The 26,360-nt window shown below is 46.1% G+C and carries 23 protein-coding genes and 4 pseudogenes; 8 read left to right on the forward strand and 19 right to left on the reverse strand.

All coding sequences use genetic code 11. The features are described 5' to 3' along the window. Positions 1–2: 2 nt before the first annotated feature. The 10 genes and pseudogenes from AB447_RS12385 to AB447_RS12430 all read right to left on the reverse strand — a co-directional run bounded on the left by AB447_RS12385 (position 3) and on the right by AB447_RS12430 (position 12,048). On the reverse strand, positions 3–854 hold the full coding sequence (locus AB447_RS12385; protein WP_048354842.1) for a sugar ABC transporter permease: 852 nt from the start codon (positions 852–854) through the stop codon (positions 3–5). After that, entirely contained in the window at positions 855–2,162 is a 1,308-nt protein-coding gene (locus tag AB447_RS12390) for a carbohydrate ABC transporter permease (RefSeq protein WP_057957591.1), read from the reverse strand. Between the two features lie 42 nt (positions 2,163–2,204). Continuing rightward, positions 2,205–3,456: pseudogene (locus AB447_RS12395) on the reverse strand (extracellular solute-binding protein). Between the two features lie 92 nt (positions 3,457–3,548). Further along, positions 3,549–5,309, reverse strand: a complete 1,761-nt coding sequence (locus tag AB447_RS12400) for a glycoside hydrolase family 13 protein (RefSeq protein ID WP_048354841.1) — start codon at positions 5,307–5,309, stop codon at positions 3,549–3,551. A gap of 115 nt (positions 5,310–5,424) precedes the next feature. Then, positions 5,425–6,375 (reverse strand): LacI family DNA-binding transcriptional regulator, encoded by a 951-nt coding sequence (locus AB447_RS12405; protein ID WP_048354840.1) that lies wholly within the window; start codon positions 6,373–6,375, stop codon positions 5,425–5,427. Positions 6,376–6,508: 133 nt separating this feature from the next. Continuing rightward, positions 6,509–8,038 carry an alpha-amylase gene (amyS, locus tag AB447_RS12410; protein ID WP_048354839.1) on the reverse strand — a complete coding sequence of 510 codons (1,530 nt, stop codon included), beginning with the start codon at positions 8,036–8,038 and terminating at the stop codon, positions 6,509–6,511. A 142-nt stretch (positions 8,039–8,180) separates the two neighbouring features. Beyond that, on the reverse strand, positions 8,181–9,563 hold the full coding sequence (locus AB447_RS12415; RefSeq protein ID WP_048354838.1) for a polysaccharide deacetylase family protein: 1,383 nt from the start codon (positions 9,561–9,563) through the stop codon (positions 8,181–8,183). 59 nt (positions 9,564–9,622) lie between these two features. Beyond that, a complete protein-coding gene (locus AB447_RS12420) occupies positions 9,623–10,300 on the reverse strand; it encodes a DUF3298 and DUF4163 domain-containing protein (protein ID WP_048354837.1) in 678 nt (225 codons plus the stop codon). A gap of 193 nt (positions 10,301–10,493) precedes the next feature. Next, complete coding sequence (locus AB447_RS12425) at positions 10,494–10,997, reverse strand: DUF2269 family protein (protein WP_048354836.1); 504 nt, start codon at positions 10,995–10,997, stop codon at positions 10,494–10,496. A gap of 85 nt (positions 10,998–11,082) precedes the next feature. Beyond that, a complete protein-coding gene (locus AB447_RS12430) occupies positions 11,083–12,048 on the reverse strand; it encodes a helix-turn-helix transcriptional regulator (RefSeq protein WP_048354835.1) in 966 nt (321 codons plus the stop codon). A 70-nt stretch (positions 12,049–12,118) separates the two neighbouring features. On the opposite strand from AB447_RS12430, the gene AB447_RS12435 reads away from it, so the two are divergent. Beyond that, entirely contained in the window at positions 12,119–12,541 is a 423-nt protein-coding gene (locus tag AB447_RS12435) for a VOC family protein (protein WP_048354834.1), read from the forward strand. A 47-nt stretch (positions 12,542–12,588) separates the two neighbouring features. On the opposite strand, the gene AB447_RS12440 is transcribed toward AB447_RS12435, so the two are convergent. Next, complete coding sequence (locus tag AB447_RS12440; RefSeq protein ID WP_048354833.1) at positions 12,589–13,428, reverse strand: helix-turn-helix transcriptional regulator; 840 nt, start codon at positions 13,426–13,428, stop codon at positions 12,589–12,591. Between the two features lie 107 nt (positions 13,429–13,535). Between AB447_RS12440 and fabF the strand changes: the two genes are divergently transcribed. Beyond that, entirely contained in the window at positions 13,536–14,771 is a 1,236-nt protein-coding gene (gene fabF / locus AB447_RS12445; protein ID WP_048354832.1) for a beta-ketoacyl-ACP synthase II, read from the forward strand. Between the two features lie 34 nt (positions 14,772–14,805). On the opposite strand, the gene AB447_RS12450 is transcribed toward fabF, so the two are convergent. Continuing rightward, positions 14,806–15,438, reverse strand: coding sequence for a homoserine/threonine efflux transporter (locus AB447_RS12450; RefSeq protein ID WP_048405823.1), 633 nt, complete (start codon positions 15,436–15,438; stop codon positions 14,806–14,808). A gap of 154 nt (positions 15,439–15,592) precedes the next feature. On the opposite strand from AB447_RS12450, the gene AB447_RS12455 reads away from it, so the two are divergent. After that, complete coding sequence (locus tag AB447_RS12455) at positions 15,593–16,420, forward strand: TrmB family transcriptional regulator (RefSeq protein WP_048354831.1); 828 nt, start codon at positions 15,593–15,595, stop codon at positions 16,418–16,420. A 30-nt stretch (positions 16,421–16,450) separates the two neighbouring features. Here the strand turns inward: AB447_RS12455 and AB447_RS12460 are convergent, their stop codons facing one another. Then, positions 16,451–17,500, reverse strand: a complete 1,050-nt coding sequence (locus AB447_RS12460; RefSeq protein WP_048354830.1) for an LLM class flavin-dependent oxidoreductase — start codon at positions 17,498–17,500, stop codon at positions 16,451–16,453. A 650-nt stretch (positions 17,501–18,150) separates the two neighbouring features. Between AB447_RS12460 and AB447_RS12465 the strand changes: the two genes are divergently transcribed. After that, the gene (locus tag AB447_RS12465; RefSeq protein ID WP_048354828.1) at positions 18,151–19,419 is read left to right on the forward strand and encodes an MFS transporter; all 1,269 of its coding nucleotides are present in this window, start codon (positions 18,151–18,153) and stop codon (positions 19,417–19,419) included. Between the two features lie 110 nt (positions 19,420–19,529). Here the strand turns inward: AB447_RS12465 and AB447_RS25810 are convergent. Then, positions 19,530–19,695, reverse strand: a pseudogene (locus tag AB447_RS25810) (carboxylesterase family protein); the annotation flags it as partial. A 132-nt stretch (positions 19,696–19,827) separates the two neighbouring features. On the opposite strand from AB447_RS25810, the gene AB447_RS12470 reads away from it, so the two are divergent. Together AB447_RS12470 and AB447_RS12475 are read left to right on the forward strand one after the other, a co-directional pair. Continuing rightward, positions 19,828–20,592, forward strand: a complete 765-nt coding sequence (locus AB447_RS12470) for an SDR family oxidoreductase (protein WP_048354827.1) — start codon at positions 19,828–19,830, stop codon at positions 20,590–20,592. Between the two features lie 103 nt (positions 20,593–20,695). Further along, positions 20,696–21,055: a DUF488 domain-containing protein gene (locus AB447_RS12475; protein ID WP_048354826.1), complete on the forward strand. Its 360-nt coding sequence runs from the start codon at positions 20,696–20,698 to the stop codon at positions 21,053–21,055. A 383-nt stretch (positions 21,056–21,438) separates the two neighbouring features. On the opposite strand, the pseudogene AB447_RS12480 reads toward AB447_RS12475, so the two are convergent. Then, a pseudogene (locus AB447_RS12480) lies at positions 21,439–21,735 on the reverse strand (PEP-utilizing enzyme); the annotation flags it as partial. Positions 21,736–22,164: 429 nt separating this feature from the next. Between AB447_RS12480 and AB447_RS12485 the strand changes: the two are divergent. Further along, positions 22,165–22,827 (forward strand): hypothetical protein, encoded by a 663-nt coding sequence (locus tag AB447_RS12485; RefSeq protein WP_048354824.1) that lies wholly within the window; start codon positions 22,165–22,167, stop codon positions 22,825–22,827. A 96-nt stretch (positions 22,828–22,923) separates the two neighbouring features. Here AB447_RS12485 and AB447_RS12490 read toward each other — a convergent pair whose 3' ends face one another. The 4 genes and pseudogenes from AB447_RS12490 to AB447_RS27515 form a co-directional block, all read right to left on the reverse strand. Continuing rightward, a complete protein-coding gene (locus tag AB447_RS12490) occupies positions 22,924–23,376 on the reverse strand; it encodes a YfmQ family protein (RefSeq protein WP_048354823.1) in 453 nt (150 codons plus the stop codon). Positions 23,377–23,485: 109 nt separating this feature from the next. Continuing rightward, on the reverse strand, positions 23,486–23,947 hold the full coding sequence (locus AB447_RS12495; protein ID WP_048354822.1) for a GNAT family N-acetyltransferase: 462 nt from the start codon (positions 23,945–23,947) through the stop codon (positions 23,486–23,488). A gap of 104 nt (positions 23,948–24,051) precedes the next feature. After that, positions 24,052–24,914, reverse strand: a pseudogene (gene erm, locus AB447_RS12500) (23S ribosomal RNA methyltransferase Erm). Between the two features lie 240 nt (positions 24,915–25,154). Continuing rightward, complete coding sequence (locus AB447_RS27515) at positions 25,155–25,199, reverse strand: erythromycin resistance leader peptide (RefSeq protein ID WP_156177705.1); 45 nt, start codon at positions 25,197–25,199, stop codon at positions 25,155–25,157. Between the two features lie 229 nt (positions 25,200–25,428). Between AB447_RS27515 and AB447_RS12505 the strand changes: the two genes are divergently transcribed. Next, positions 25,429–26,274 (forward strand): DUF1796 family putative cysteine peptidase, encoded by an 846-nt coding sequence (locus AB447_RS12505; RefSeq protein ID WP_082142394.1) that lies wholly within the window; start codon positions 25,429–25,431, stop codon positions 26,272–26,274. Positions 26,275–26,360: the final 86 nt, after the last annotated feature.

Here is a 26,360-nt window from a genome sequence, read left to right on the forward strand (position 1 = left end):
ATCTATCCCTTCGTTCCGCCGGTTGTCAAACCGGACACAAAGTTTTTTTGCAGAATAAAGAACAAGACGCAGATCGGCAGTGCTGCAAGGATCGCTCCGGCTGCAAACAGGGCGACTTTTTGCTGCTGCGGGTTCGATATGAACGACTGCAAGCCGACGGCGATGGTCATTCTTTCCGGCGAACGAAGCAGAAACTTCGCCAGCAAATAGTCCCCGAACGGGCCCATAAACGCCCAGAGCGCCTGCACCGCAAGCATCGGTTTGACCAGCGGCAGGACAACCGAGGCGAAAATCCTGAGATGCCCTGCTCCGTCGATCCGCGCCGCTTCATCGATTTCTCTCGGTACGGTATCAAAATAGCCTTTCATCAGCCACGTGTTCATCGGAATCCCTCCGCCGATATAGATCGCTGTTAAAAACCAGAATTGATCAAGGGCTCCTATCAGCATGGCGAGGACATAAAAAGCGGTCAGCGCCGCCATCGTCGGCACCATTTGAATGATTAAAAAGAAGACAAGGCTTTGTTTTCTGCCGGCAAACCGATAGCGGCTGTAAGCATAGCCGGCAATCGTCACGACGGCCACCTGCAGCACCATGACCGACAGGGCGATGACAAGTGTGTTGCCGTACCAATGAAGATAAAGCGTTTCTTCAAACAGCCGCCTAAAATGATCTAAAGTCCAGGAGCCCGAAAAATCGAGCCGAAAAGCCGCGACATTTCCGACGCGAAATGCAGATGAGGCCGTGATCAGCAACGGATAGATAATCACAACGCTTAAAAGGATCAAAAACAAATAGGTGAAGATTTTATTGAGAATCATTGCACGCCGTGCGTTTTCAAACATCCCTTTCATCTACATCACCTCCTCATTGCCAAAAGCATTCGATTTCTTGAAAGCGATCAGGGAAACGCCAATGACAATGAAAGAAATCAACAGCGTGACGGCAGCGGCGACCGAGTACTGCGGCGATGTGCCTGTCGTGAGCTTATAGATCCAGGAAATTAAAATATCGGTTGACCCCGCGCCGGCTCCCGCACTGCCCGGTCCCCCCTCATTGAATAAGTAGATGATCGAGAAATTATTGAAATTAAAGGTATACTGGGTAATCATCACGGGGGCTGTCGCAAATAAAATCATCGGCAATGTAATATGCCGAAAGCGCTGAATAAAAGTCGCCCCGTCAATCTTTGCCGCTTCGTACAGCTCGCCCGGAATCGCCTGAAGCACTCCCGTTACCATGACATAAATGTACGGAAACCCGAGCCATGTCTGAATCATAATGAGGGCCGTCTTCGTCCAAAACGGATCGGTCTTCCACGGGATTGCGGACAGCTCCACAAACGGCAGATGATTCAACAACGGAATCACCTGCGTGTTCATGGCTCCTGCGCTGTCGTTGAAGATGTTGGCAAAGCTCATAATCGTAATAAAAGCCGGAACCGCCCACGGCAGCAAGAAAATCATTCGGAAGGCCCGTTTGCCTTTAATAAAGTCCTGATTGACGATAAGCGCCGTCACGATGCCCAGAACGATTTGCAGCGTTGTCGCACAGATCGTCCAGACGACCGTCCAGGTGAATACATCAGCAAATGTGTCCCGGTAGGAACCGAGAAAGAATATATTCAAGAAGTTTTTAAATCCGACCCAGTCAATGAGGCTGCCGGGCGGAATATGATAAAAATCGTAGTTTGTAAAAGCGATAAACAGCGTCACCAAAACCGGGAATATAATGACAAATATCATCATGATGTAGGCCGGCAGCGTAAATAAATACGGAAACCCCTGATCCCACGCATTTTTGATCATATCCCCGGCCGTCCTGTTAATCTTCAGGCCCGCCGCTTTCATCACGGCGGTCTTCTGTGCATCGTAAATCGCAAAGGCCCAAAACATCAAAAACATCAGCGTCACAATCAGTTGCAGCGTGCCTTCTATCAGCAGAAACAGCGAGTGGTCCTCTCCGGGAGCGCTTCCCAAAGTGATCAAACCGGCAAGCGCGCGAATGCCGAACACGCCTAATTCACAAGCAAACAATCCTGTGATGACGAAAAAAAGAACCCCTTTTGAAAATTGACGGTTCGCGATCTGCCCGGCCCCTGGAATGATCGATAAAAGCACCGCTTTTCGGCGCTGTTTTGCAAGTGTTTGGTCTTTATTCATGTTTTCCCGCCCTCTTTTTCTTCCGGACGCTTACCCGCCGTTTTATTTCGTATACTTTTCCTTAATATTTTCTTTGATGACACCTGCAGCATCATCCGCTGATTGCTGTGCTGATTTTTTTCCTGACGCTGCATCAAAAATCAAACTTTCCGCGCCTGTCCATACTTCGGCCATTTCCGGAATATTCGGAGTCGGAGTTGCGGTCTCATATTGTTTAATGACGGCAGACGTCAGCTCATCCTTTTGCTTGTCCGCCTTTTTCCTTGCAGCCAAGTTGGCCGGAACTTCGTTTGTCTCCTCATAAAAATGGTAAGCATTTTGATCGTTTAGCATATTCAAGCCATTTTTTCGCGAGTTCGGGTTCTTTTGTATATTTAGATGCCACCCAGCCTTTACCGCCGGCGAACGGAGCGTACTCTTTTCCATTCGGCAATGCCGGTATTTTGGCTGCCCCGTAGTTCACCCCGGCTTCCTTATAGTTTGAAGCTGACCAAGGCCCTCCTATCACAGCCCCTGCTTTGCCGTCCATAAACGTTTGCTGAATAAAATCGTCGGCGCTTGAGTTGTCCTGCATGCCTTTCGGCCAATATTCCTTAAACCATTTCCCCGCATATTCCACCGCTTCTACAGCTCCTTTGCTGTTGAGCCCGATGTCTTTGGAATCTGTGCCGTCTTTGCCGAATACATAGCCGCCGTAGCCGGCCAGCAAACCGTACGACATGTAAAAATCGGTCCATTTTGCCAAAAAGGCTGTTGATTTTCCTTTTTCAGAGGAAAAGGAAAACCGCGGATCTTTCGTTAAATCCTCAAGGTCTTGAAACGTTTTCGGCGGAGCTTTCAGCAGATCTTTGTTGTAATACAAGACGAGTGTTTCGATGACTAAAGGCATCCCGTACACTTTGCCGGCAATGGTCACCTGCCGCATTTCTTTATCGCCGAAGCTTTTTGTATCAGACGGTTCGATGTCAAGCAGATGCCCCTGTTGGCCCAAGCCGCCGATGCGGTCGTATGCGGCAAGCATGACATCAGGCCCATTTCCTGCCGGGCCGTCAAGAGGAAGCGCTTCCAACTGATCGAACATCGGTTTTTCGACAATTTTTATTGTTGTATTGTTTTCTTTTTCAAAATCCGCTTTGATGCTTTCGACGTAATCTTTATACGTTTCTTCAACAGACACGGTCAGCACTTTTTTTCCGTCAGCCCCCGCCGCATCCTTCGAACCTGAACAAGCCGCAAGAGTAAAGACAAGAACTGACGCAAACAATAATGCCAAACCTTTTTTTACATGTGCCATCTTTTTTCCCCCTTCTATCAAGAATCTGTCATCATTGTAATCCTCGATAGAAAACGGTTACAACAGCTTTCGGATTGTTACCGGTAACAGAATTACACTGCGCCCAAAATAAAAAACTCCCCCGGATGAATGTCAATCACATCTGTATGGTGAAGCGGCTTTTCTGTCCACGCATCGTATATTTTTTGATGCGCTTCGACATCATCCTGCAAACTGATGCGGCGGACTTCGCTCCCCTGATGAAAGAAAAAAATAAGTTTTTTGTCCCCGTCAACCCGCGAAAAACTGATAAAGTTCCGCTGATCATCCAGCACGTTCCACTCGAGGCGCCCGTAAGTGAATAACGCATTCTCCCGTTTGCGCAATGCGATCAGCCGCTTCATAAACGCAAGCATTTCTTTGTTTTGCTTGTCTTCTTCCCACACCATGCACTTCCGGCACAATGGATCATGTCCGCCGTCAAGCCCGATTTCCGTCCCGTAATAGATGCACGGAGAACCTGTCTGGGCAAACATAAAGGCCAATAAAGACCGCACCTTTTTCTCATCATGGCGGCACCTGGTCAAAATCCGTCCTGTATCGTGGCTGTCGAGCAAATTAAACATCGCTTCATTGACCTGCTGCATCCCGTTCATCAAATGCGCGTTTATACGGTGTGCCATTTCCGATGGAAGTATCGCCCGGTCCGCAAAATAGGCAATCATCGGCTCTGTGAACGGATAATTCATCACCGCATGAAATTCGTCTCCTCTAAGCCAAGGTTCGGCTGAATGCCAGATTTCCCCCAAAATATACACGTCCGGCTTTTCGGCAGATACGGCTTTCCTGAATGTCTTCCAAAAAGCGTGATCGACTTCATTTGCCACGTCTAAACGCCAGCCGTCAATGTCAAATTCGCGGATCCAGTACAGCGCAATATCAAGCAAATACGACTGAACATCCGGATTGGCGGTATTGAGCTTCGGCATGTCGGGCGTAAACGCAAACGTATCATAACGGCCTTCTTCGACGGGAAAAGAATGAATATGGAACCAATCTTTATAGCGTGATCGTTCGCCGTTTTTCACGACGTCCTGCCACTGCGGCGAAGCGCTGCCGATATGGTTGAAAACGGCATCAAGCATGATTCTCATCCCCCGGCGGTGAAGCTCATCGACCAACGTACGGAAAAGCTCCGGATCCCCGAAATGCGGATCGATGGAATAGTAATCCAACGTGTCGTATTTATGGTTGGAAGGCGCGGAAAAGATCGGCGTCAAATAGATTCCGCTAACCCCCAGGTCCTCCAAATAATCGAGCTTGTCGATGATCCCCTGCAAATCCCCGCCGAAAAAATCGTGTACACCCGGGTCCTTGCTTCCCCAGGGCAAAGCATTTTCCGGTGACAGGTCTTCTCTGCCGTTTGCAAAACGCTCCGGAAAAATTTGATACCAAATCGTTGATTTGACCCATTCGGGTGCTTGAAACGCATCAACTTCATGAACAAACGGAAATTTAAAATAATGGTGAATCGCCGCCAGCGTTTTTTCGTTATACGGACAGGTGCCCGAGCTTCCGTAAAAAACATCCTCCTGACCGGCGCCTCTTAAAGCAAAAGCGTATTGGAGCCGTCTATGCGGCGGCACCACTTCAATAAACCAGTAATCATGCGCTTCTGTTGCGGCGATTTTTTTCATCTGCTGCTCTGCTTTCAGCCACCTGCCGTCCTTAGCATATTCGTAAGGATCTCCCCAGATCAATCGGACTTCATCGGCATCGCCTTTTTTCGTGCGGATCTTGATATGCAGTGTCCTCCCGTCATAAGGGTAGGCATAGGAGCTGAAAGGCTGATGATATATTGCTGCATATTCCATTCGTTTTCCTCCTTTTCATTTCCGGTTTATGCTGACCGGCTACACGTTGAAATTATCATGCCGAATTCAGAGGAACAATCTTTTTCATCCTGTTAACGGTAACAGAATCATGCTCTTACAAAGTCGATTCCCGCACGATCAGCTCCGGCTCAAAAAATCGATTTCCTTGAGCGGCTCCGCCTTCATTTATTTTGTTCAGCAGCGTTTTTGCACAGGCTTCCCCCATTTCAACGACGGGCTGTCTGACCGTTGTCAAGCGGGGCGATGAAATGCGGTCGAGAAAAACGCCGTCATATCCGGTGACTGCCGTATCTTCGGGAATCCTTTTCCCCAGCGACTGGGCCGCACGGATGACGCCGAGTGCAATGCGGTCGGAAGCGCAGACAAACGCAGCCGGCCCCTCCAGAGATGCCAGCAGCTCTTTCGCCAGACATTCGCTTTTTTTTGAGCTGTTTTCCATTCGGAACACCCTTGTTTCTTTCAATCCTTCATTCATCGCCTGTAAGTATCCTTTTTCCCTTGATCGTTCAAAAGGCTCATCCAAATCAATGCCAAAAAAGATGACATTCCTGTTTCCAAGGCCCATGACGTGGCGGGTTGCCATATAAACGCCTTTTTCGTTGTTCACATCGATAAAATCATAGCCCATCTCGTTTTGTCCAAAAACGACAATCGGCTTTTCAAAAGCTTTGATCACTCCTTCAAAATCAACCTTTCTTAAGCCTGTCGCAATAATCCCGTCGCATTGGCCGATGTTAAGAGATTTTCTTGTCACAAGCTGCAATGCATAATGATGGCGATCCAGCTCCCGGCTGATCCCGGTCAGCAGGTTCATGTAATAAGGTTCTGTCGTATCCATTTCCTCAAGGATGAGAAGCTTCACAACCTGTGTTCTGTTTTGAACGAGCGCCCTTGCCGCATAGTTAGGAATATAATTCAGCTCTTCCATCGCAGAGTAAACCAGCTTCTTCAGCTCATCCGTCACCGTCTCAGGATGATTGATCACCCGCGATACCGTCATTTTCGACACATTTGCTTTTTTTGCTACATCTGACAACGTTGCCATTTTTCATCCCGCCTCACATGCGCTTATTCAAACTGCCCGGAACTGAAGACAATTTGTTAAAATGTATTATATTACGTAATCAAAGCGAAGAAATAAAAAAGCAGATTTCCTAAAGGAAATCTGCTGGCTGACCTTATGGCCTCTGAACATAAATCGAAACCGAGCCGCCGTTCACATGAAACTGTCCCCAGCCGTCCGAATTAATGGTAACGGAATCTGACCGGTTCCCGGTGATGTCATACCATGTCTCTCCGGCATTTTGCCGGCCTGCATACATCCACTTTGATCCGCCCGGACCGTCCGTGACTAAAGCCGCCAAACCGGATCGGTCAACCGATGGATCGCCTTCCCTTGTCCAGCCGACGATATCGTGATGATCGAAATAATCGTGCTGTTTTCCGTATGCATAGTATTTGCGCGCTTTTAAAATCGGCTCTATTTTACTTTTGAGCGGGGGAATTTCCCGCGATGACGAACCTTTCGTCCCATACACATCCCCATAGAAAACTTGCGGGTATCCGGCTTCCCTTGTCAAAATGAACGCATAAGCGAGCGGCTTAAACCACGTTTGTACCGTGGACTCTAGCGATTGTCCCGGCTGTGTATCATGATTGTCGACGAATGTAACCGCTTTCAAATAATGCTTGGAAACGACCGTTCCGTTCTGTAAATGCCTCATATCATAGCCGCCTCCCTGCGAAGATGCGGCATGGAAATTATAGTGGAGCGGCACATCAAAAACGGAGTGATTAAAGTTTGTTTTATTCAAGTAGTTTTCGAGCTCGCCAAGATGATTTTGCCAATACTCGGCCACCGTGAACATTTCCTTGCCTGTTGATTGCCTGACAGCATCCACCCAATCGCGCAAAAACGAAAATTTAATATGTTTGACGGCATCGAGACGGAAACCGTCCAACTGCAGCTCGTTTGCATACCAGGTTCCCCATCGTTTCATTTCCGATGCAACATCGGGATGATCATAGTCAACATCTGCATACATCAAATAATCGTAGTTGCCGTTTTCGCTCGACACTTCCCAATCCCAGGCTTTCCCTTGAAACTTATAGATGCGGTTCAGCTTCCTGGACTCATCCCAATCGGTTCCGTCGAAATGGTGCCAGCGCCACTTAAAATCGCTGTAAGTGCTGCCGCGCCCGGGAAAATCGAATCGTGTCCACGCTTTAATTTGATACTCTCCGGATGTTTCCTGATTCCGGTTGCCCTGGTTCACTTCAACCGCGGTTACGTCCTCTGCTTGATCTGCACCCGCCTTGTGGTTAAGGACAACATCTCCATACACTTGGATGCTCTCGGAATGAAGCGAACCGATCGCTGACTGGAGCTCCGTTTTTGTCCCGTATTTCGTCCGCACCGTCCCTTTTTGATCAAACTCTCCCAGATCGTACAAATCGTACGGACCGTATCCAACGTCAGATTGGCTCGTCCCCTTGTAGGCCGGCGGAATCCATACCGCCGTTATTCCGATGTCGGATAAATATCCCGCATCATTTTGTAAGCGATTCCAATGTTGTCCGTCATTAGGCAGATTCCATTCGAAATACTGCATCAGCGTGCCGTTCAGACTTGCCGCATCCGTTTTCGATGCCGGCAGCATGATGGAAAGCAGCAGCACGCAGCATAATAGCTTGGACTTAGAAACCATTTACATCTCCCCTTTCTTCTTGATTGCTCATTAATCCTCATCATATAATAGAAAGAATTTTTAGACAAATACCTTTTTTCCTATAATTTCCGCGGAATAAAAATACGGAGAAAGCATTCGATTGAACACTTTCTCCGCAGTCTTAATGCCCTCTGTGTTTTTGAATCTCTTCAAGCTGTGTTACCGTAACCAGTTTGTAGCCTTGCTTCGTTAACCGTTTGATAATCTCCTCGGCGGCGCTGGCGGATGTCGCGTAAATATCGTGCATCAAAATGACTTTTCCGTCCCCTGCACGGCTCATGACATGATTAACGATGTAATCTTTATTTTTATATTTCCAGTCTTCCGGATCCACGTCCCATAAAGCGATTTTTAAATTCGTGAGCCCGCGGACGGAATCGTTTATGCCGCCGTAGGGAGGCCTTAAGTGTGTCGGAAAATGGCCGCTGATTTTCTCAATGACGGTTTGCGTATCATTGATTTCCTTATATGCCCTTTCCTTGGAAAGCCTTGTGAGCAATGGATGATCCCAGGAATGGTTGCCGACTTCATTTCCTTCCTTCAGCATCCTTTTGATCGTTTCCGGGTAATATTGGGCCCTGCTTCCCAAGACGAAGAAGGTCGCATGGCCGTCGTATTTTTTTAACGCGTCAAGGATTTTGTTTGTCGGAGCAGGGTTCGGACCGTCATCAAACGTCAACGCGATGACTTTGTCATTCGGGTTCACGCGGATTTCTTCCTTCGGAATCGGAACGGCGCCTTTATGCTTCGGGTTTTCCTGCGATGTTTTATTTTTTGTCATGCTTTTATATTGATCTCGCAAAATATCTTTTAATTCGTCTTTTTCGATTTTCACGGACTGATCCAAGCCAGTCTGCCCTTTCTCAAAATAAAATTCGATCTCGTCTTCAAGAAGGGAGAAGCGGCTGAAATTCTTTTCTGACGGGCTTGTTCCTTTCCTTAACAGGTCGGCGTCAGCGTTAGGATTTTTGCGTTTTAATTGTTCATAAGAAATGTTTGCGATCCTGTACAGAAAATCGGAGTTTTTCACAAAAAGATCGTCCAGGCCAAGCATTTTTTTGTGCTTCAAATCGGCATTGAACGTTTTGATTGATGTCTTTCCCACGCCGTCGGTTTCTATGTATTCGGTTAAAACAACCGCAGCAGCCTGCTTTGAATAATAGGCAACCTTATACTTGATATTCAATTCAAACGGCCCGCTTTCTTTACGGGCGCGCGCTTGTTCGTTTTCTTTTTTAAAACGGTTCAGTTCCCCGCTCACGTATTCTTTTAATCGATCATCGATTTCTTTTATATGAAAAACCGGGTAATGGACAGCATATCTCTCTTGTTCGCTGTCGCTGACCAGCGATTCGACCCCGATGCCGGATTGGCCGCGGCCCTTTTCTTGTTTTTTGGCCTCTGTATGGCCTGCCGCCTTATTGGAAGAGCACCCCGCCAACACTATGAAAATACTCATAAAGATTACGATATTAATCCATCGATTCGATGGTTTGACAGACATCCTTGCTCACTCTCCTGCTGCAGTTGGATTCGTTTACCCTGCCAAAAAAAGATGTCTGCCTAATATAAAAATGAGGAAGGAATCTTAATTTCCTGGTTTCCGGAAGAAGACGGCCCGATATCATACTGCTGAAATACAATGGAAATCCCGCTGTCCGTAAAATAAAACGCAGTATCTTGATCTAAACGGATATCGCTCTTTTTAAGGTCAGAATAAAATTGTTCCGAATGCTTGTTCAAATAACTGAAAATGTAGTTTTTCGCCTTTTCGATTTTTGCCTGATTATTTAACACGTCCGGCAGCGTAATCCGCCTATGTTCGTTTAAATCATAGTTATAGGATGTGGCGGTATACACCCCGTGCGCCCCGCCGGTATATTGATAGTCATAGATGAAAAAGCTCAGCCTATCCCCGTCGTTGTAATTGACTTTATAGGACGTTTCATACGCGCTTTCCCCGCCGCTTTGATCCGCCTCTTTTTTCAACATTTCATATTCTTTATAAGAGGCTTCCATGTGGCGACCAATCGCATCATTGATCATTTTCAAATCCTTGTCTTTTAAATCGCTGAATTTCGGATAGGATAAAGATTCTTTCCCCTTGTAAACCTCCGTATAGACGCCCGCTTTTTTATTAGGGGAAGCATTGATAAGCGATGAACTTTTATTGATCGTAAACAGCAATAAAGCCGTTAGGACTAAAAAACCTAATGCCGCCATTGCTTTTTGTATCGACATATTTCAAGTTAAACCTCTTTCAATCTCATGATTTTTAACCTTTGTAACATAAATGTAATATTTATATCACAATTGTAATGATACTTAACTTTAAATCTCTCGTCAACCTTTTGATACAAAAAAGACACTCTCAAAATCTTTGAGAATGTCTTTTTATCGGCGGATGGCGCCTTTTTTTCCAGAATTCATTCTTTTACAGCGCCGTTTTTTTCTTTTTCCACGGCTTTAATACAGAAATGCAAATGATAAAAACCGTTATTGCGATTTGGACAATGGCGGCATATTGCCTTAAAGTGTGATTGTGCATGAATACAGGACTGTTCAAAGCCGAAGCTTTCCCCGCCTCAAGCATCGCCATATTCGCTTCCATCAATTGATCGACAATAAAGATTCCGATGAACGTCTGGATGATGAAAAGCACCCATTTTACCGCGACCCATCTATGCTTAAAAAATCCCCATTTTGTAAAGATGCCGTATAGAAGTCCGATGAGCAAAGTGCCGACCGCGCCGATTCTGATGATATAGTCGCTAATGATTACGGTATGCCGATAGAAGTCAAACGTTTCATGATACGCAGCCAAATTCACCGCAAAGTTCAATGCCAAAGAGCTCATGATGCCGCCGAAAAACAGGGCTGCTAATAAAATATGAGCGATTTTCAGCCATTTCATCCCTGCCGGACCTAATGTCTTCAATCTATTCCTCTCCTTTAACAATCAGTCCTGTCAAGTGTAGCAAGGAATCCGGCGTTCAAACATGAGCCCGGGTCTTAAGGAAAGATCAGCCCGGAGTTGTATTTTTTTCGTATTGATTTAACATGTCAAGCAGCGTATCCTTTGTCTTTTCGATTAATTCTGCGGGCCTTTCAATGACGGCTTCCCGGCCGTAAGAAATAAAATACTCGGAGAAGAAACCGAAGTCGTGCCGTGAGATATGTCCTTTCAGCACCCCGGAGCCGTCTTCTCTCCGGTGCAGTTCAATATACGGCCATTTGACGGATCCGTACCGCTCTGCACCTTTTTCCGACAGCTCGACACGGAGCTCGAGCATATCCCGGCGGGGAGCAAGAACTGAAAACCGGTTTTTCAAATCAACATCGGCCAGATCAAGCGGCTCCGCCTTATCATCCCGTTCCGCAAAGCTGATGCGGTCGCATCTGAACATTCGATAATCATTTCTCAAAAAACAATAAGCCGGACAATACCATTTTCCTTGATTTGCGTATATGCCGATCGGCTGAATCTTTCTCTCTGTGGCTGCGCCGCCCGACTCATAGCTGATGGCGACGACTTCCTGCCGGACGGCTGCCTTCAGCAGCAATCGTAAAAACGGGATGTTATCTTTTTGCTGATGGGCCGAGAAAAAATCAACGCGGTCTTTCATGCTGTCGATCGTTTCCCTAATGTCTCCGGCAAGGTTCAAGTAAAATTTTTTCTTGATTGATTCGTATTGGGCGTCAAACGGCAGAGATATGTAATGCCTTAACGCATGAATCGCAAAAAAGATCGAGACCGCTTCATCCTCGCTGAACGCGATGGGAGGGAGAATTCTTTCGTTTAACACTTGGTAGCCGCCATGCGGCCCCGTCTCGGAATAAAGGGGAACACCCATCTCGCTCAGCTCCTGCAAATCCCTCAGTACGGTTCTTTTGGAAACCCCGAATTCCTGTGCCAACTCACCAACCGTAAACCGTTTCTTCCGATTCACCATCAACATCATTTCATTCAATCTTTTCGCTTTTGACATGTATACCTCCACAAAAATTATAACCATGACATAAGTTGTCACCATTATAATATAAAGGAGATGTTTCTTTATGTCATTACAGCTCACCCCGTACATCCTGATGAACGGAGAGGCAAAAAAAGCAATCGAATACTATCGGGAGGCGCTAGGTGCCGAGGTTATTTTTCAGCAGACGATAGGAGAAGGTCCAGAGGATGAAGCAGCAAAATTTCAGGAACATGAATTAGACTTTGTTGCCCACGCCGTATTAAAAATCGGCGAAACAACCATTATGATCGCAGATATTATCCCGGAGCTGCCTTTTCAAAACGGGAACCAGCTCTCTATCTGCGTGACGGCGAGCGAGGTTTCCGAAGCTAAACGGCTCTATGAAAAACTCCGGGAACAAGGAAAAGTCGTGACTGAACTCGAAAAGACTTACTTCAGCCCGGCCTACGGCATGGTCATTGATCCGTTCGGCGTGACCTTTCAAATTTTTGCGGCGAGAACGTGATTCGGGTAAAGAGGCCTTTCTTAATAGAAGAAAGGCCTTATGACAAATCACCGCGATTCAACCAGGCGCTTCAGCTTGGCTTCGGTTTCCGTATTTTCGACAGGCGTATAGACGCTGCATCGCAAATCGGCATCTCCCTGCACCTGCAGCGACATCAGGTTAAACAGCATTTTTCCGGCCCTGGCGTGGCGGAATTCAATTAATACTTCCGGCGCCGAGCTTACCTCGCTTTCATTCCACAATTTATGAAATTCCGGATAGGCTTGTTCCATCTCTTCTATGAACTGCGAGTACCAGTCATCAGCAACATATTGCCCGTAATATGTTCTGAAAATGGCGATAAATCCTCTCACAAAATGCTCCCAGTTTACCGCGAGACTCCTGAATTCCTTTCTGGAAAACAGCAGCCGTATGAGATTTCTCTCTTCTAGCGGAATTTGGTCAAAGTTTATAAACACATGGGCTGCTGCCTCATTCCACCCGACAATGTGGCACCTTCTGTCGGATATAATCGTCGGACAATAGCGAAGCTCCTGCAGGATTTTGCTCAAGGCCGGGCTGATCTCTGTTTCGGTTTCAATCGGGGACGCCTGTTTCACCCCTTCTTCAAATGCAAGGGCATATAAATAATTCCGCTCATCCTTGTTTAGCTGCAAGGCATCTGAGACGGCATCCAATACCGCGGCGGACACTTTGATATCCCTGCCTTGTTCCAGCCACGTATACCATGTTGTGCTGACGCCTGCCAATTGGGCGACTTCTTCCCTTCTTAAGCCAGGCGTTCTTCTGCGGGTGCCTGTCGGCAGTCCGACCATTTGCGGATGAATTTTGGAACGCTGGGTTTTCAAAAACTCCGATAGCGCTTGAAGTCTTGTTTCAGGTTTCATGTGCGTCTCCTTTCTTATCATGGTACTCATTATACTATGATAATCTACAACTTGTAATAGGATACGAAACGGTTAAAATTGAGAATATATTCAAGGGGGGAATTGCTATGAAAAGAGTCGTCATTACCGGTATGGGAGTTATTTCTCCTCTGGGCAATGATGTGAATACGTTTTGGAACCGTTTAGTGAGCGGGGAATCCGGAATATCCTCTATCAATACGCTTGATACTTCGCGTCTCAAAACAAAAATAGCTGGAATGGTCCGCGATTTGGACGCTGAAGGAAGATGGGGAAAGAAGGAAGCCAGACGATTGGACCGCTTTACCCAGTTTGCCTTGGCAGCCGCTGAACAAGCGCTGGAACAATCCCGATTGCAGCTTGATAAGGCCAATCGTGAACGTTTAGGCGTATATGTCGGTTCAGGAATCGGCGGCATTCATACATTGATTGACCAGGTGAACGTAATGAATGAGCGGGGGCCGGGAAGAGTAAGCCCAAGCCTGGTGCCGATGATGATATCAAATGCAGCCGCAGCCCAAATCAGCATCAGATTGGGAGCGCTGGGCCCGTCGTTATCACCGGTAACCGCATGCTCCATCGGGAATACTTCGATTGGCGAAGCATTTTTTGCGATTAAAAACGATGAAGCTGATATCATCTTTGCCGGAGGAAGCGAAGCTGCGATTACGGAATTGTCATTGGCCAGCTTCGGAAATGCCCAAGCTTTGTCAACGAGAAACGGGGAGCCTGCCCGGGCAAGCCGGCCGTTTGATATCGACCGTGACGGCTTTGTGATGAGCGAAGGTGCAGGTATATTGGTATTGGAATCATTGGAAAGCGCCGTATTGAGAAATGCCCCTATTTTATGCGAAGTCATAGGCTATGGCGCGAGCTCAGATGCGCATCATATGGTGGCATCGCATCCTGAAGGAAAGGGAGCATATGCGGCGATGAATAATGCGCTTAGAAAAGCGAATATAGCAGCCGTTGAGGTGGATGTGATCAGCGCTCACGCTACAAGCACGCAGGTTGGCGACCGTTCTGAAGTTTTGGCTATCAAGAAGCTGTTTGGCGATCACGCCGGCAAAGTCCCGGTTACAGCCAACAAATCGATGCTTGGCCATATGCTCGGCGCGGCCGGCGGTGCAGAGGCCATCGCGTTAGTGGAAAGTTTGAGAAAAGGCATCATCCCGCCGACGATAAATGCGGACAACCCCGATCCGGAGTGCGACTTGGACATTGTACGGGAAGGCGCCCGCAAAGCCTCACTAAATGTCGGACTGTCGAACTCATTTGGCTTTGGCGGACACAATTCCGCAATTGTATTGAAGAAGTACGAATAAAAAGGAGTGAGTTCTGTTTCTCACTCCTTTTTTATTAATTCAACCCGGTTTTGATCCCAAACCCCACCAGCACCAACCCGGCGGTTTTTTGAAAGACCTTCTGAAACTTTGCGTTCCTCAGCCATTTTTTTGCGAAATTAATGAGATAAACAAGGATCAAAAACCAAAACACGGCCATGAAGGTCAGGATTAACGCGAGCACAATCAATTGCTGATTCACGCTTTCCTTCAAATTGACAAACTGGGGCATGATCGTGATATAGACCAAAACGGTCTTTGGATTGAGAATATTGCTTAACAAGCCCTGTAAAAAAGAATCTTTATAATGGCGCTTCGAGGAATGTTTAAGGTTCTCGTTTTGCACTTGAATGTCTTCTAACGAAACAGCGTTTTTGGAAAAGAAACTTTTTATGCCTAAATAAATTAAATAGGCGGCCCCTAAATACTTGATCGTACTAAAAAGAACCACAGACTTCGCAATGGCAACGGCTAAGCCAAGAATGGCAATCAGCGTCCAGAAGGAAAGTCCCGTCGCCAATCCGAGAACATTGCAGCGGCCCGCATTCGGACCGTACCGAAGCGTGTTTTTTACAACCAGCATCGTATCGGCTCCCGGTATGACGACCATCATGGCGGCAATCGCTATGTATGACACAAGGCTATCCATACGATGTTCTCCCTCCATACACGATATTTATTTTTATAGTGACTACCCAAGTAACTACTTAAAAAGTGTATCAGTGCTCTTGAAAAAAATCAATACGTCCGGCTAAAATATGAGTTACAAAGGTAGCGACTATTCCTTGACGTGAGGAGGATCTATGAAAGATAACATTTTAGAAATATTAAAAAACCTGAATTTCACCGAATATGAATCAAAAGCATACCTCGCTTTATTAGAAGAATCTCCGCTGACAGGCTATGCAGTGGCAAAAAAATCCGGCGTCCCGCGCTCAAAAATATACGAAGTCCTGGAAAGCCTTGTGATTCGCGGAGATATTTTTGTGAGCTACGGCAACACGCCGCAGTACATTCCCGTACCTGCCAAAGAGCTCATTAAAAACCGCCGCTTGAAAGCCGAAGAAACGTTTGAACAAGCTGAACGGTATTTTGAGAAATTCGAACGTTCCGCAAACGACCGCGAAAATATTTGGAACATTACGGGACGAAGCGAAATCCTCGATAAGGTAAAGGCGTGCATTCTATCCGCCCAAAAAAGAATTCTTCTGGAAATTTGGAAAGAGGATTTTAAAGAAATTGAATCAGAACTTAAACACGCCGCAGATAATGGCGTCATCGTTACGATTATCGGTTACGGCGGCATTGAGGCTGATTTCGCGAACGTATACCTGCATGACAGAAGCCGCGAGATTACGGAAGAGTATGACGGCCGGTGGCTTGTATTCAGCGTAGACGATTCTGAAGTCGTAGCGGGCATTGTCTCGCAGGGGAAAGACAGCCGCGCCGCGTGGACGATGCATGTAGGCCTGGTGATGCCGATTACGGAAGTGATGATCCACGATCTGTACCTCATGGAAATCATGGAGAAGCATCGCGGCGTACTGGAGGAAAGCTTCGGGGAAAACCTCATCAATCTGCGTCGCAAATTTTCGATCCATCCCGATTTTAAAAAGCATTACATGAAATAAAACGGCCCGCACAATAAGCGGGCCTCGTGTTTATTGCGCCGCTTCCCAGCGGGAGACTTCCTCCCTGACGCGCGGCGCCGTTTCCTTTCCAAAAAGTTCGATCGCCTTCATGACATCTTCATGCGGCATCGATCCGACCGGCACATGGAGCATAAACCTTGTGATCCCTACATGTTTGCGAAGATGAATAATTTTTTTAGCTACGGTCTCAGGATCCCCGACATAAAGCGCTCCTTCAAAGCTTCGTGCAGCATCAAAGCTTGAACGGGTATACGGCCCCCAGCCGCGCTCCCGGGCGAGCGTATTCATCGCCTGCTGAGTCGAAGGGAAAAACTGTTCGGCAGCCGTCTCCGTATCCTCGGCAATAAAGCCGTGTGAATGAGAAGCGACTTGGAGCTTTGATGCATCATGCCCCGCATGCTCAGCCGCTTTTTGATAAAGCTCAACAAGCGGAGCAAAGTGAAGCGGACTCCCTCCGATGATGGCAAGGACAAGCGGCAGGCCGAGCAGCCCCGCGCGAACGACGGATTCCTGGTTGCCCCCGCTCCCGATCCATACAGGCAGCGGATCCTGAACAGGCCGCGGATATACGCCCAAATTTTGAATGGCCGGACGATGCTTGCCGCTCCACGTTACTCTCTCCGACTTTTGCAGCTTCAAGAGCAAATCAAGCTTCTCTTCAAACAGCTCATTATAATCATCTAAATCATAGCCGAACAGCGGGAACGATTCGATGAAAGATCCCCTGCCGGCCATGATTTCCGCCCGTCCGTTTGAAAGCCCGTCGAGCGTGGCGAAATCCTGGAAGACGCGTACGGGGTCATCTGATGAAAGCACTGTAACCGCACTTGTCAGCCTGATCCTCTTCGTCTCGCGAGCCGCCGCAGCCAACACGACAGCGGGAGATGAAGCCGCATAATCCTCGCGGTGATGCTCTCCCACGCCGAATACATCCAGCCCGACCCGATCAGCAAGAACGATCTCCTCAACGACCTCGCGCAGCCGCTCTGCATGGCTTTTCACTTTTCCCGTCTTTATGTCCGGGGTTGTTTCTACAAAGGTGCTGATGCCTAGTTCCATTTTGTTTTTCCTCCGTATTTTCTTTTCGGACCCGGGCCGTTTTATGTATTGCGGCACGTGCCGATTTAGTTCTTATTGTTGCTATGATCTTATCTTTAGGATACGGATGGCTAATTAATCATGCAATCAATATGCAAGCGGGGTGCAATGTAAATATACGCATGGCAGTAATCAATAAAACATCCATCCCGCTGTTTTTTAGGATAATTTTAACAGAAACGTCGAGAGGCTGATTTCTTACATAGAACAAAATCCAAACCAAAACGCTCCTGCAGGGGCAACCAAGCAAGAGCGTTTCCGCTTCAGCAACATTCACAGATTCTGGATTGCAGCACGCTTTGCGGTGTCTGTGCTTGAGCCTGCTGTTAGATCGAAGGAAAAGTTTCATTTTTTCTTAAAATATCGCTTGCCTATCATTTTTTGTTTACAAAAGCCCGAAACAAACACAAACAAAATAACACAAACGAAAATTCAAAATTTTATGTTGATTTATTTCCGTTTTAAGAATAAGGTTATGTTAGAAATAAAAATTGGGAGAGGGGATGATTTTGCATTGCAGCCGCGCTCATGCGCGGATAAAAGTAAGCGTTTGCAAAATTCGTTTGTCTTCTGCCGCCTAAAAAGACAACAGCTTTGAAAGGGGAAGAAATATGGGAGATAGAAAGAAAGGCAGTTTAAAATCTACGATAACGGTTGCGATGTCCAATTATCTGGAAGCCGGGTCAATTGTCGCCGGGGCAGGCGGTCTGTCTTTATGGGTCGAATACCTGGGGTTGAACGACGCGAAGGTCGGGCTTCTCGGCGCCTTAAGCGCAAATGGGTTTGGGGCTGCAATCGGCGCCTTAATCGGGGGGTATTTAGTCGATCGGTACGGACGCAAATTCGTATATAAATATAATCTCCTTGTCTATATGCTGGGAGTTTTATTGATTGCGGCATCGTTTAACTTTCCTATGCTGTTAACGGGCTACATTGTAACGGGGATTGCAGTGGGAGCGGCCATCCCTGCGGCCTGGACGTATATCGCCGAGGAAGCTCCCGATCATGAGCGGGCCGCGCGCGTCGGCTGGGGACAGTTCGCATGGTCAATCGGCCCCGCCATCACCCTGCTGTTGTCCGTTGCATTAGCGCCGCTCGGTTTATTGGGGAGCCGGCTGATTTTTGCCCAATTATTCGTCGTCGCGATCATAACGTGGATTTTGCAGCAGCAAATTCATGAATCTGCCATCTGGGAGGAACAAAAACAGAAGGACAAAGCGAAAGGAATGGATGAAAAGGGGTCTATTAAAGAGCTGTTTACGAATAAAGCAAACCTTCATGCAATGGTTCTGTTGATCGGTATTTATGCCTTCTGGAACCTTGTCGCCGGAACAATGGGCTATTTTATGCCTTATATTTATGAAACGGTCGGCGGCTTAACGGCTGCCCAGGCCAATTTGCTGCAAGCGTTTTTATGGATATTGACGGTGGCTGCCACATATGTTGTCTTTATTCGTTTAGGGGATAAAGCCAACAGAAAGCGATTGTTCGGCATCGGTGCAGCAATGGGGACGGCTGCATGGATCATTCTCACCTTCGGGAGCATGAGAATGGCGGAGCTTCTATCGTTCGTCAGCCTCTGGGGGATTGCCGCCGGCTTTGGCGCGCAGGCCTTTTACGGATTATGGGCGGCGGAGCTGTTTCATACGAAATACAGAGCGATGGCCCAAGGCTTTATGTTCTTTATCGTACGAATAGGTGTAGGCTTGATTTCATTAGTCGTTCCGGCCATGATCACCACACTCGGGTTTAAAACGGCCGGCGGCGTGATGATCGTATTTCTCGCCATTCATATGATCATCGGCCTTCTCATGGCTCCGGAGACGCGCGGAAAATCGTTGGAGCAAATTCAACATGAACGGTATCGGCAAAGCGGATGATCGATCGCTTTTAGAACCTCCCTCACCAAGAGGGAGGTTGGCATCATGCCATCAACTTTTTTCTTTTTTCAGCATCGGGATCTTCTTCTATTGAAATGGATGTATTGAAAAGTTGCCTCCCTGACGCCTTCCCATGGATCAATTTCTTGCGGGGGCTTTAAATCTCCATTCACCGAGAGGAGGCTTCGCATAAGGGATGCCCTTCCATATGCGGACACCGTTTTGTACGGTTCCTTTCAACGATCCATAGCAGGTTTCCACTGTGATTTTTGACATTTCATTCCACTCTCTTCATGATTCAATCATAATGGAAGCGTTGCCCCCCGTCTATGCCAAGGCTTGCAGTCTGCGAATATTTCGATCATCATAGTATACAGGACAATTATTTTAAAGAAATGAGGGATTTGAATGGAACTGTCGGGTAATACAATACTGATTACAGGCGGAGCATCAGGAATCGGACTCGCTTTTGCCGAACGCTTCGTTCGTGCCGGAAATACGGTCATTATATGCGGAAGACGCGAAAAGAAGCTTGAAGAAGCGAAGCAAAAATATCCGGACATCATCACTCGTGTGTGCGATGTAACGGTTGAGGCTGACCGCATTGCGCTGTTTGAATGGGTAACAGAACATCATCCCCAGATCAACGTACTTGTAAATAACGCAGGAATTCAGCAGCGCTACGATATATTAAAAACCGATGCAAAAGACAACTGGGCCCATTACAGTAAAGAAATCGCCGTCAATTTGGAGGCCCCGCTCCACCTTGCCATGCTGTTTGCTCCATATTTCGCCGGAAAGAAAACAAACACCGCAATCATCAATGTCACGTCAGGCCTCGCCTTTACGCCGATGGCGATCGCGCCGATATACTCGTCGACAAAAGCCGCTCTTCACTCTTTTACGATGCGCTTAAGGCATCAGCTTTCAGAAACCGCTGTTCAGGTTATTGAAGTGGCTCCTCCGGCGGTCAATACGGATCTTGGCGGAGTCGGCCTGCACGACTTCGGAGCTCCGGTGGACGATTTCGCCGATGCCATTTTCAAAGGGCTGAAAGAAGGAAGGCTCGAAATCGGCTACGGCAGAGCCGAAGAAGCGCGGCGGATGTCGAGGGATGAAATTGATGAAAGTGTAGCGCAAATGTACAGCGCCCAAAAAAGCTCGATCGAATAAAAGTTAAAGGGCTTCCAGCGCATCAGCGTGAGAGGCCCTTTTTCAGCCGTTTGTTTCGGCTAAAGCCAATCGCTTTAAGATGAATAAAAAGGAGATGGAGCAAATGCCGATCGTTTTGCAGCGGATTTATAATGAACATCCCCGGTTGGAAGGCCGCAGAATTTTAATTGACCGCGTCTGGCCCCGCGGAATTTCCAAAGAAGATGCCCGTCTAGATGAATGGATGAAAGAAATCGCCCCAAGCCCTTCATTAAGAAAATGGTTTCAACATGATCCTGAGAAATTTGAACAGTTTAAAGAAGCCTATCAAGAAGAAATCAGACAGGACGCTGAAAAACAGGCGAAGTTAAAGGAATTAAGAGACATGATGAAAAATGAGCGCGTTGTTTTGCTGTACGGCGCCAAGGACGAGATCCACAACCATGCCATCGTTCTTAAAGAAATGCTGGAATGTGATGACTGAAAAGAAAACCCCGCTTCTCCGGCTTAGCAGAAACCGCATATATAGCAGCAGAAATAACGATCGGCTCCGCTTCTTATACACTCTCTGAAACACGGAGAGTTAAAAAGTGAAGAGGGGCCATAGGAGGTATATGGTGATCCTCCGGGAAAAGCGCCAGGATACGAGTAAGGATTATAATATTGCCGCGGATACGCCTGTAAAGGCTGGTAAACATACAACTTTTTCCACTCCCCATCTGCAGTTTTTCCAACATTATACTTATCGGCACCCTTATTGGATGATTGTCTGTGCATAATTGGGTGGCGGCCTAAATTGCCTGGGGAATAAAAAAACGCTCAGGTTTTTCGAAATGAATCCTGAGCTGCATTCGTTTCAACTTCAAATCATTCTAGGATTTCAACATACCCTTCCGAACTATTAATCCTGATCCTCTGGCCGTCTTTAATTTCTTTCGTCGCATGCTCAACCCCGACGACGACCGGGAGCCCGTATTCCCGCGCGATGTCGGCGCCGTGGGTCATGAGCCCGCCGACCTCAGTCACCAAGCCTTTCACAGATACAAACAACGGCGTCCAGCTCGGATCCGTAAACGCCGTTACGAGGATATCCCCCTCCTCTATATCGGCTTCCTCCATGTTTAACACGACCCGCGCCCTTCCTTCGCTGACACCTGCAGAAAGCTCTTTATCATAAAGCCGTAAAGGCACATCACTAATTGGCCAATTGGTTAGTAAAAATTGCAACTCTTGCTAACCGGGTAGTCAAAATAATTTATTGAAAAAGCCTATTTCAATGAACCTCTTCAATTATTGTTATAACCGACAAGAAATAATGCTTCCCCAGCCACTCAGTAAAACCTAAAAAAACAACCGCCGAAATCTGTTCATTCACCCCAACTCCGGCATCTAATTTTTTTACAGGTATTTATGCTCAGCATTTTTAAAAATCCCAAAAAAAATATTAAACGGATCCTTCATCTTGTCGATATAGTAATTATGGAAAATTTGTGATGAAAAAGGGAGACGTCAGGATGATGATCCTTTTAGGCATTCGATTAGGAACAGCCTAAAGATTTATATAAATAAAAAGATGATGAAGGGGTTTAGAAAATGAAAAAATATTTTACTTTTTTTATCGCGTTACTAACCGTCTCAATGCTTTTAGCTGCTTGCGGCAATAGCGAAACATCAACATCTAAAACTCAAAAAAGCGCAGCCAAAACAGAAAGCAGCAGTGAAGATTCATTGAAAACAGATGGCCCTTTAGAAAAAATAGGGCAATGGAGTAAAGAAGACAACGGAACAAAAGTGACATTAAAAAAGATTGCAAAAGTGAACAAAACCTTGGACTTAGATCCGATAAAGATGAAAATTGATGAAGTTAAAGTTATTGAAAGATCCAATCTTCAAGAAAGCGGGAAGAATTTCTTGAAACAAAAAGGCATCAAAGCCGACAAGTTTTTGACGATTCAAATATCGTATAATACCGAAAATACATCGGATAAAAACGTTATGTTTAACGGCATAGAAGCCATTACAACCAATACAAAAAAACAAATTGAAGTCTCCTCTGAGGATATGATTCAAAATCCGGATAAAAACGGTGTTGGTTCTTTCTACGGAAAAGTAGCAAAAGAAGGGTACATCGTGGTACCGTACCTTAATTCAGATGCTGATGATTTAAAATATATCAACATTAAACTAAAAGATGTATTCAACGATGATGAACCTATAAAGTACCACGATGGTACTACTGTAAAAGTCAACTTTTAAACCCGATTTTTCGGGTTTTTCTTTTTTGATTAAAGAACAACTGACAGACAAAAGAAAAAAGCCTTTTTGCTTAAAAAGGCTTTAAAAAGGCCTGCTTTATCCAGATACGCTTGATGGTTCCCCAGCCGCCCTCTTTTGAAGAATATCAGACTGCAGGCAATACGCGACGACTTTCTTCTTGTATTGTTTGACGACATCTACGCGGTCATCGTAGGTAAATATCCACAGCCTTACATCTTTTTTGCCTTTTTTCGTGTCGATGACGAAAGGCGGTCCGCTGTCCTTTGGATGTAAATATAAATGCTCGTCCCCCGGGTATATATAATACTTCTCCATAAATATAGCTTCGTTAAAATGCTGAATCACTTCTTTTTTAGCTTGGCCCTCGAGGCGTTTTCCGCTGATCGTTACATCGGCATTCTCGCCGCTTAGTTTTGAATGCACTTCAAATTTGGCGGAAATCCATTCGACGACGCCGGATGGAAGGCACGTCAATACTAGTTTAACAAGGCTCATAATAATAAGCATCGTCACAAAAAGCCAAGTCATATTTCATCATCTCCATTATGTCTCATATCTCCTATATTATCATAAGGGAGCAGCCGTTTTTTTGTACATTATGTTACAATACCCTACAGGGGTGTCGTATGTGAAAAAGTCAGTACTTAGAGAGAACAAAAAACTCCCTTTCCAAGCCCGTTTCTTCCCAAAATGCCAAAGCTGATTCATTATCTGTGTCAACATAAACTTGAACAAAAGAAACATTCTTCCTCTCAAGCCAATTCAGCAATTCAGCTGCAATTTTTCCGGCCATTTTCTGTCTTCGGTACTCCGGTGCTACATAGATTTCATCGATTTGGCCGTACAGCGTATTGCTGACTAAATCTTGCTTCAGCGAAGCAATGGCGTATCCAACGGCCTGGTGTTTTTCATTCGTCGCTGCGAATACCGCACCGTATTTGGATTGCATATATTGTTTGATTTGTTCTTGAACCGCTGTCTTCTCTTCCTCATCCAATTCACAATCCGCGGTTTCTGCTGCATTGTCGCTCCACAGCTCCGCGATTTCTTTTATATATTCTTCTGCCCCATGGGTAAGCTGTACGATTCTTGCATCCATTGTCTCTTCTCCTTTTGTCCGTTGTTCCGATACCTTATTCGACAAACGGACGGAAATTCCTGTCGGCTTTATCCGGGAAAAGGAGCACAGAGGCTCCCTTATGTTTATCGCGGAGATTTCCGCTGACGATCAAATTTTCTTTTATTTATTCTTGGCCAGCGAACACGCGGCACATGCTGCACCATCGTCTGAAAAACAATTCCCCATTGATCTTCACGAAGCGTTCCGACAGGTTTTTCGTGATCGATTTTTAAAGCTCTTCTCAACCGCTTCAATTGTGGCGGCGTAAAGATTCCTCTTAAAGCAAGCCCGACAGAAGCCTGCGGGTTCTTGAAGGCGTGCTCTGCAAGCCCGAGAAAAGCGCTGTAATCTTTATGAGGGATGACCGGTTCTTTTTTTCTAGTGATCATAACCATTGCCGAATCGACCTTTGGAGGGGGAGAAAAATGCTCTCTGGAAATCCCCTTCAGCAAACGGATATCAAACCACATTTTCCAAATGAGCACATACACGTTTTTCACGCAATGTGAGGTAAATCGTTTCGCCGCACCTTTTCCATGACGATCACCCCCCTTTGAAAACCGCTTGAAGGATGGTTCAGGAGCATCTTCATAATCGGCGTTGTGATCGAGTAAGGAATATTGGAGACAACGATAAACTTCTCTTTCGGCAAACGGATTTTCATGATGTCCTGATGAATAATTATCGTATTTGGATTCTGCTCTGTTTTCCGCTTTAGAATATCGACGAATCCGGAATCGCATTCTACCGCCAAAACCTTGCCGGCTCTCTGATTCAAAACGGTTGTTAAAGCGCCTTTTCCTGCTCCGAGCTCTAAAACCGTGTCTTTTTTGGTGATGTTGGCTCGATCTGCAATCTCATGAATCAGCTTTTTATTATGCATTAAATGCTGCCCGGAAAAATTGGGCAGTTGTTCACGACTTCGTTTATGATGTTTTCTTGCCATACGATCTCTTCCTTTCAATATAAAAAAATCACAGGCTGTCTGCCTGCGATTCAGAGTAAAAGGGAAGAAGACCGATCATGATAAAAAGCCGTCACCAAATAAACCTTCCACGAAAGGGATGACATAAAAAAGAAAGGCAGAACGATCCGCCTTTCCATGTGCAACATGAAGATTATTAAAAAAGGACAGACTGATCCCGTTTACTCTGCATACACAAGCAGAGCCTTTGAACGTATTGAATTACCGGTTCAAAGTTGGGAAACGAAGTCTCATCGAATGCGTCATTTTTTAATAATCCTCCACAATATAAAGAGTATGTTCATCATTATAGATCTGTTTGCAGAAAAAGTCAAAATTCCGTGATCATTTCCAGAAACAAGAAGCCAGAAGGTGTTTTGACTATTTTTCCTATTACGCTGAATGAAGGTGGGTACGAGTCGTTGCTCAACTATCATATAAACATAGAATACTAGTATCAACCCGCAGGACATTTCACAAAAAGGAGCATTGATGTATGAATTTAAATCAAATCAAAGGAAACTATAATGCTATTTTCGGCTTGGGGCATCTTTGTTTAACAGGGCTTCAGCTGAGAAAAAATAATTTAAGGCCGTTTGCCGGTCCTTTAGATTGGGTCGGGACCCCTTATTTGTCAGACCTAACCAGGATGTTGAAAGATCGTTTCTCTCACTTTTTGGAGCCTCATAATCTCAGAGTAACAGGATACTCGACCGGAGTCGATACTCCTGACCGGTACATCTTAGTAAGAGATGATTATTACTGTGTCGACTCTGCCCATGATTTTAAAGCCGACAAAAACTCAATGGAGGATCTCGTCACTTATCCGGAAGTAAAGGCCAAATTCAACAGAAGGATTAACAGATTTCTAGACAAAATGGAGACAGCTGATCGAATCCTGTTTGTCAGAACGAGCGGAACGTTCAAAGAAGCCCAGGAGCTTGAATCCGTATTATCAGATTTAGTTAAAAACGATTTCAGCGTTTTGCTAATCAATCATACTAAAGTAAATGGACTCGTCGAACAAAATTGGCCATTACAAAGAGTATGCGCGGTTGAACTTCCCGATAAAGAAATATGGGTAACCAACGATCACCTGTGGAGACAAATGTTTAACGGTATAAGATATGTCCCGTCTCAACCGTCACTCGGTGCAGGGGCTAACATGAATATGTTCCAACAAGGAAACCTGAGCAACGCGAACGCGTTTCAACAAGGATTCCCAAGCAACGCGAACGCTTTCCAGCAAGGAATTCCAAGCAACGTGAACGCTTTCCAGCAAGGAAACTTGAGAAATGCGAATACTTTCCAACAAGGAAACCTGGGCGGGAACAACTTCTAGCAAAAAAACCAAGCGAGTAGTATTCTACCGGGCAATTGCCCCTTTTTTTGTTAAACTGATTTACGAATTAAAAAAGCTTATAGGGT

The sequence above is a fragment of the Bacillus glycinifermentans genome (assembly GCF_001042475.2).
GTDB classification, from domain to species: Bacteria; Bacillota; Bacilli; order Bacillales; family Bacillaceae; genus Bacillus; species Bacillus glycinifermentans.

What these genes read in the sequence shown, in the direction of transcription:
- AB447_RS12405 (WP_048354840.1), bottom strand. Translation starts at nt 6,375, where the DNA reads ATGGCAACGTTGTCAGATGTAGCAAAAAAAGCAAATGTGTCGAAAATG.
- AB447_RS12430 (WP_048354835.1), bottom strand. Translation starts at nt 12,048, where the DNA reads ATGTCAAAAGCGAAAAGATTGAATGAAATGATGTTGATGGTGAATCGG.
- AB447_RS12450 (WP_048405823.1), bottom strand. Translation starts at nt 15,438, where the DNA reads ATGGATAGCCTTGTGTCATACATAGCGATTGCCGCCATGATGGTCGTC.
- amyS (WP_048354839.1), bottom strand. Translation starts at nt 8,038, where the DNA reads ATGGTTTCTAAGTCCAAGCTATTATGCTGCGTGCTGCTGCTTTCCATC.
- AB447_RS12495 (WP_048354822.1), bottom strand. Translation starts at nt 23,947, where the DNA reads ATGGATGCAAGAATCGTACAGCTTACCCATGGGGCAGAAGAATATATA.
- fabF (WP_048354832.1), top strand. Translation starts at nt 13,536, where the DNA reads ATGAAAAGAGTCGTCATTACCGGTATGGGAGTTATTTCTCCTCTGGGC.
- AB447_RS12415 (WP_048354838.1), bottom strand. Translation starts at nt 9,563, where the DNA reads ATGTCTGTCAAACCATCGAATCGATGGATTAATATCGTAATCTTTATG.
- AB447_RS12390 (WP_057957591.1), bottom strand. Translation starts at nt 2,162, where the DNA reads ATGAATAAAGACCAAACACTTGCAAAACAGCGCCGAAAAGCGGTGCTT.
- AB447_RS12470 (WP_048354827.1), top strand. Translation starts at nt 19,828, where the DNA reads ATGGAACTGTCGGGTAATACAATACTGATTACAGGCGGAGCATCAGGA.
- AB447_RS12420 (WP_048354837.1), bottom strand. Translation starts at nt 10,300, where the DNA reads ATGTCGATACAAAAAGCAATGGCGGCATTAGGTTTTTTAGTCCTAACG.
- AB447_RS12505 (WP_082142394.1), top strand. Translation starts at nt 25,429, where the DNA reads ATGAATTTAAATCAAATCAAAGGAAACTATAATGCTATTTTCGGCTTG.
- AB447_RS12465 (WP_048354828.1), top strand. Translation starts at nt 18,151, where the DNA reads ATGGGAGATAGAAAGAAAGGCAGTTTAAAATCTACGATAACGGTTGCG.
- AB447_RS12400 (WP_048354841.1), bottom strand. Translation starts at nt 5,309, where the DNA reads ATGGAATATGCAGCAATATATCATCAGCCTTTCAGCTCCTATGCCTAC.
- AB447_RS12490 (WP_048354823.1), bottom strand. Translation starts at nt 23,376, where the DNA reads ATGACTTGGCTTTTTGTGACGATGCTTATTATTATGAGCCTTGTTAAA.
- AB447_RS12440 (WP_048354833.1), bottom strand. Translation starts at nt 13,428, where the DNA reads ATGAAACCTGAAACAAGACTTCAAGCGCTATCGGAGTTTTTGAAAACC.
- AB447_RS12435 (WP_048354834.1), top strand. Translation starts at nt 12,119, where the DNA reads ATGTCATTACAGCTCACCCCGTACATCCTGATGAACGGAGAGGCAAAA.
- AB447_RS12475 (WP_048354826.1), top strand. Translation starts at nt 20,696, where the DNA reads ATGCCGATCGTTTTGCAGCGGATTTATAATGAACATCCCCGGTTGGAA.
- AB447_RS12485 (WP_048354824.1), top strand. Translation starts at nt 22,165, where the DNA reads ATGAAAAAATATTTTACTTTTTTTATCGCGTTACTAACCGTCTCAATG.
- AB447_RS12455 (WP_048354831.1), top strand. Translation starts at nt 15,593, where the DNA reads ATGAAAGATAACATTTTAGAAATATTAAAAAACCTGAATTTCACCGAA.
- AB447_RS12385 (WP_048354842.1), bottom strand. Translation starts at nt 854, where the DNA reads ATGAAAGGGATGTTTGAAAACGCACGGCGTGCAATGATTCTCAATAAA.
- AB447_RS12460 (WP_048354830.1), bottom strand. Translation starts at nt 17,500, where the DNA reads ATGGAACTAGGCATCAGCACCTTTGTAGAAACAACCCCGGACATAAAG.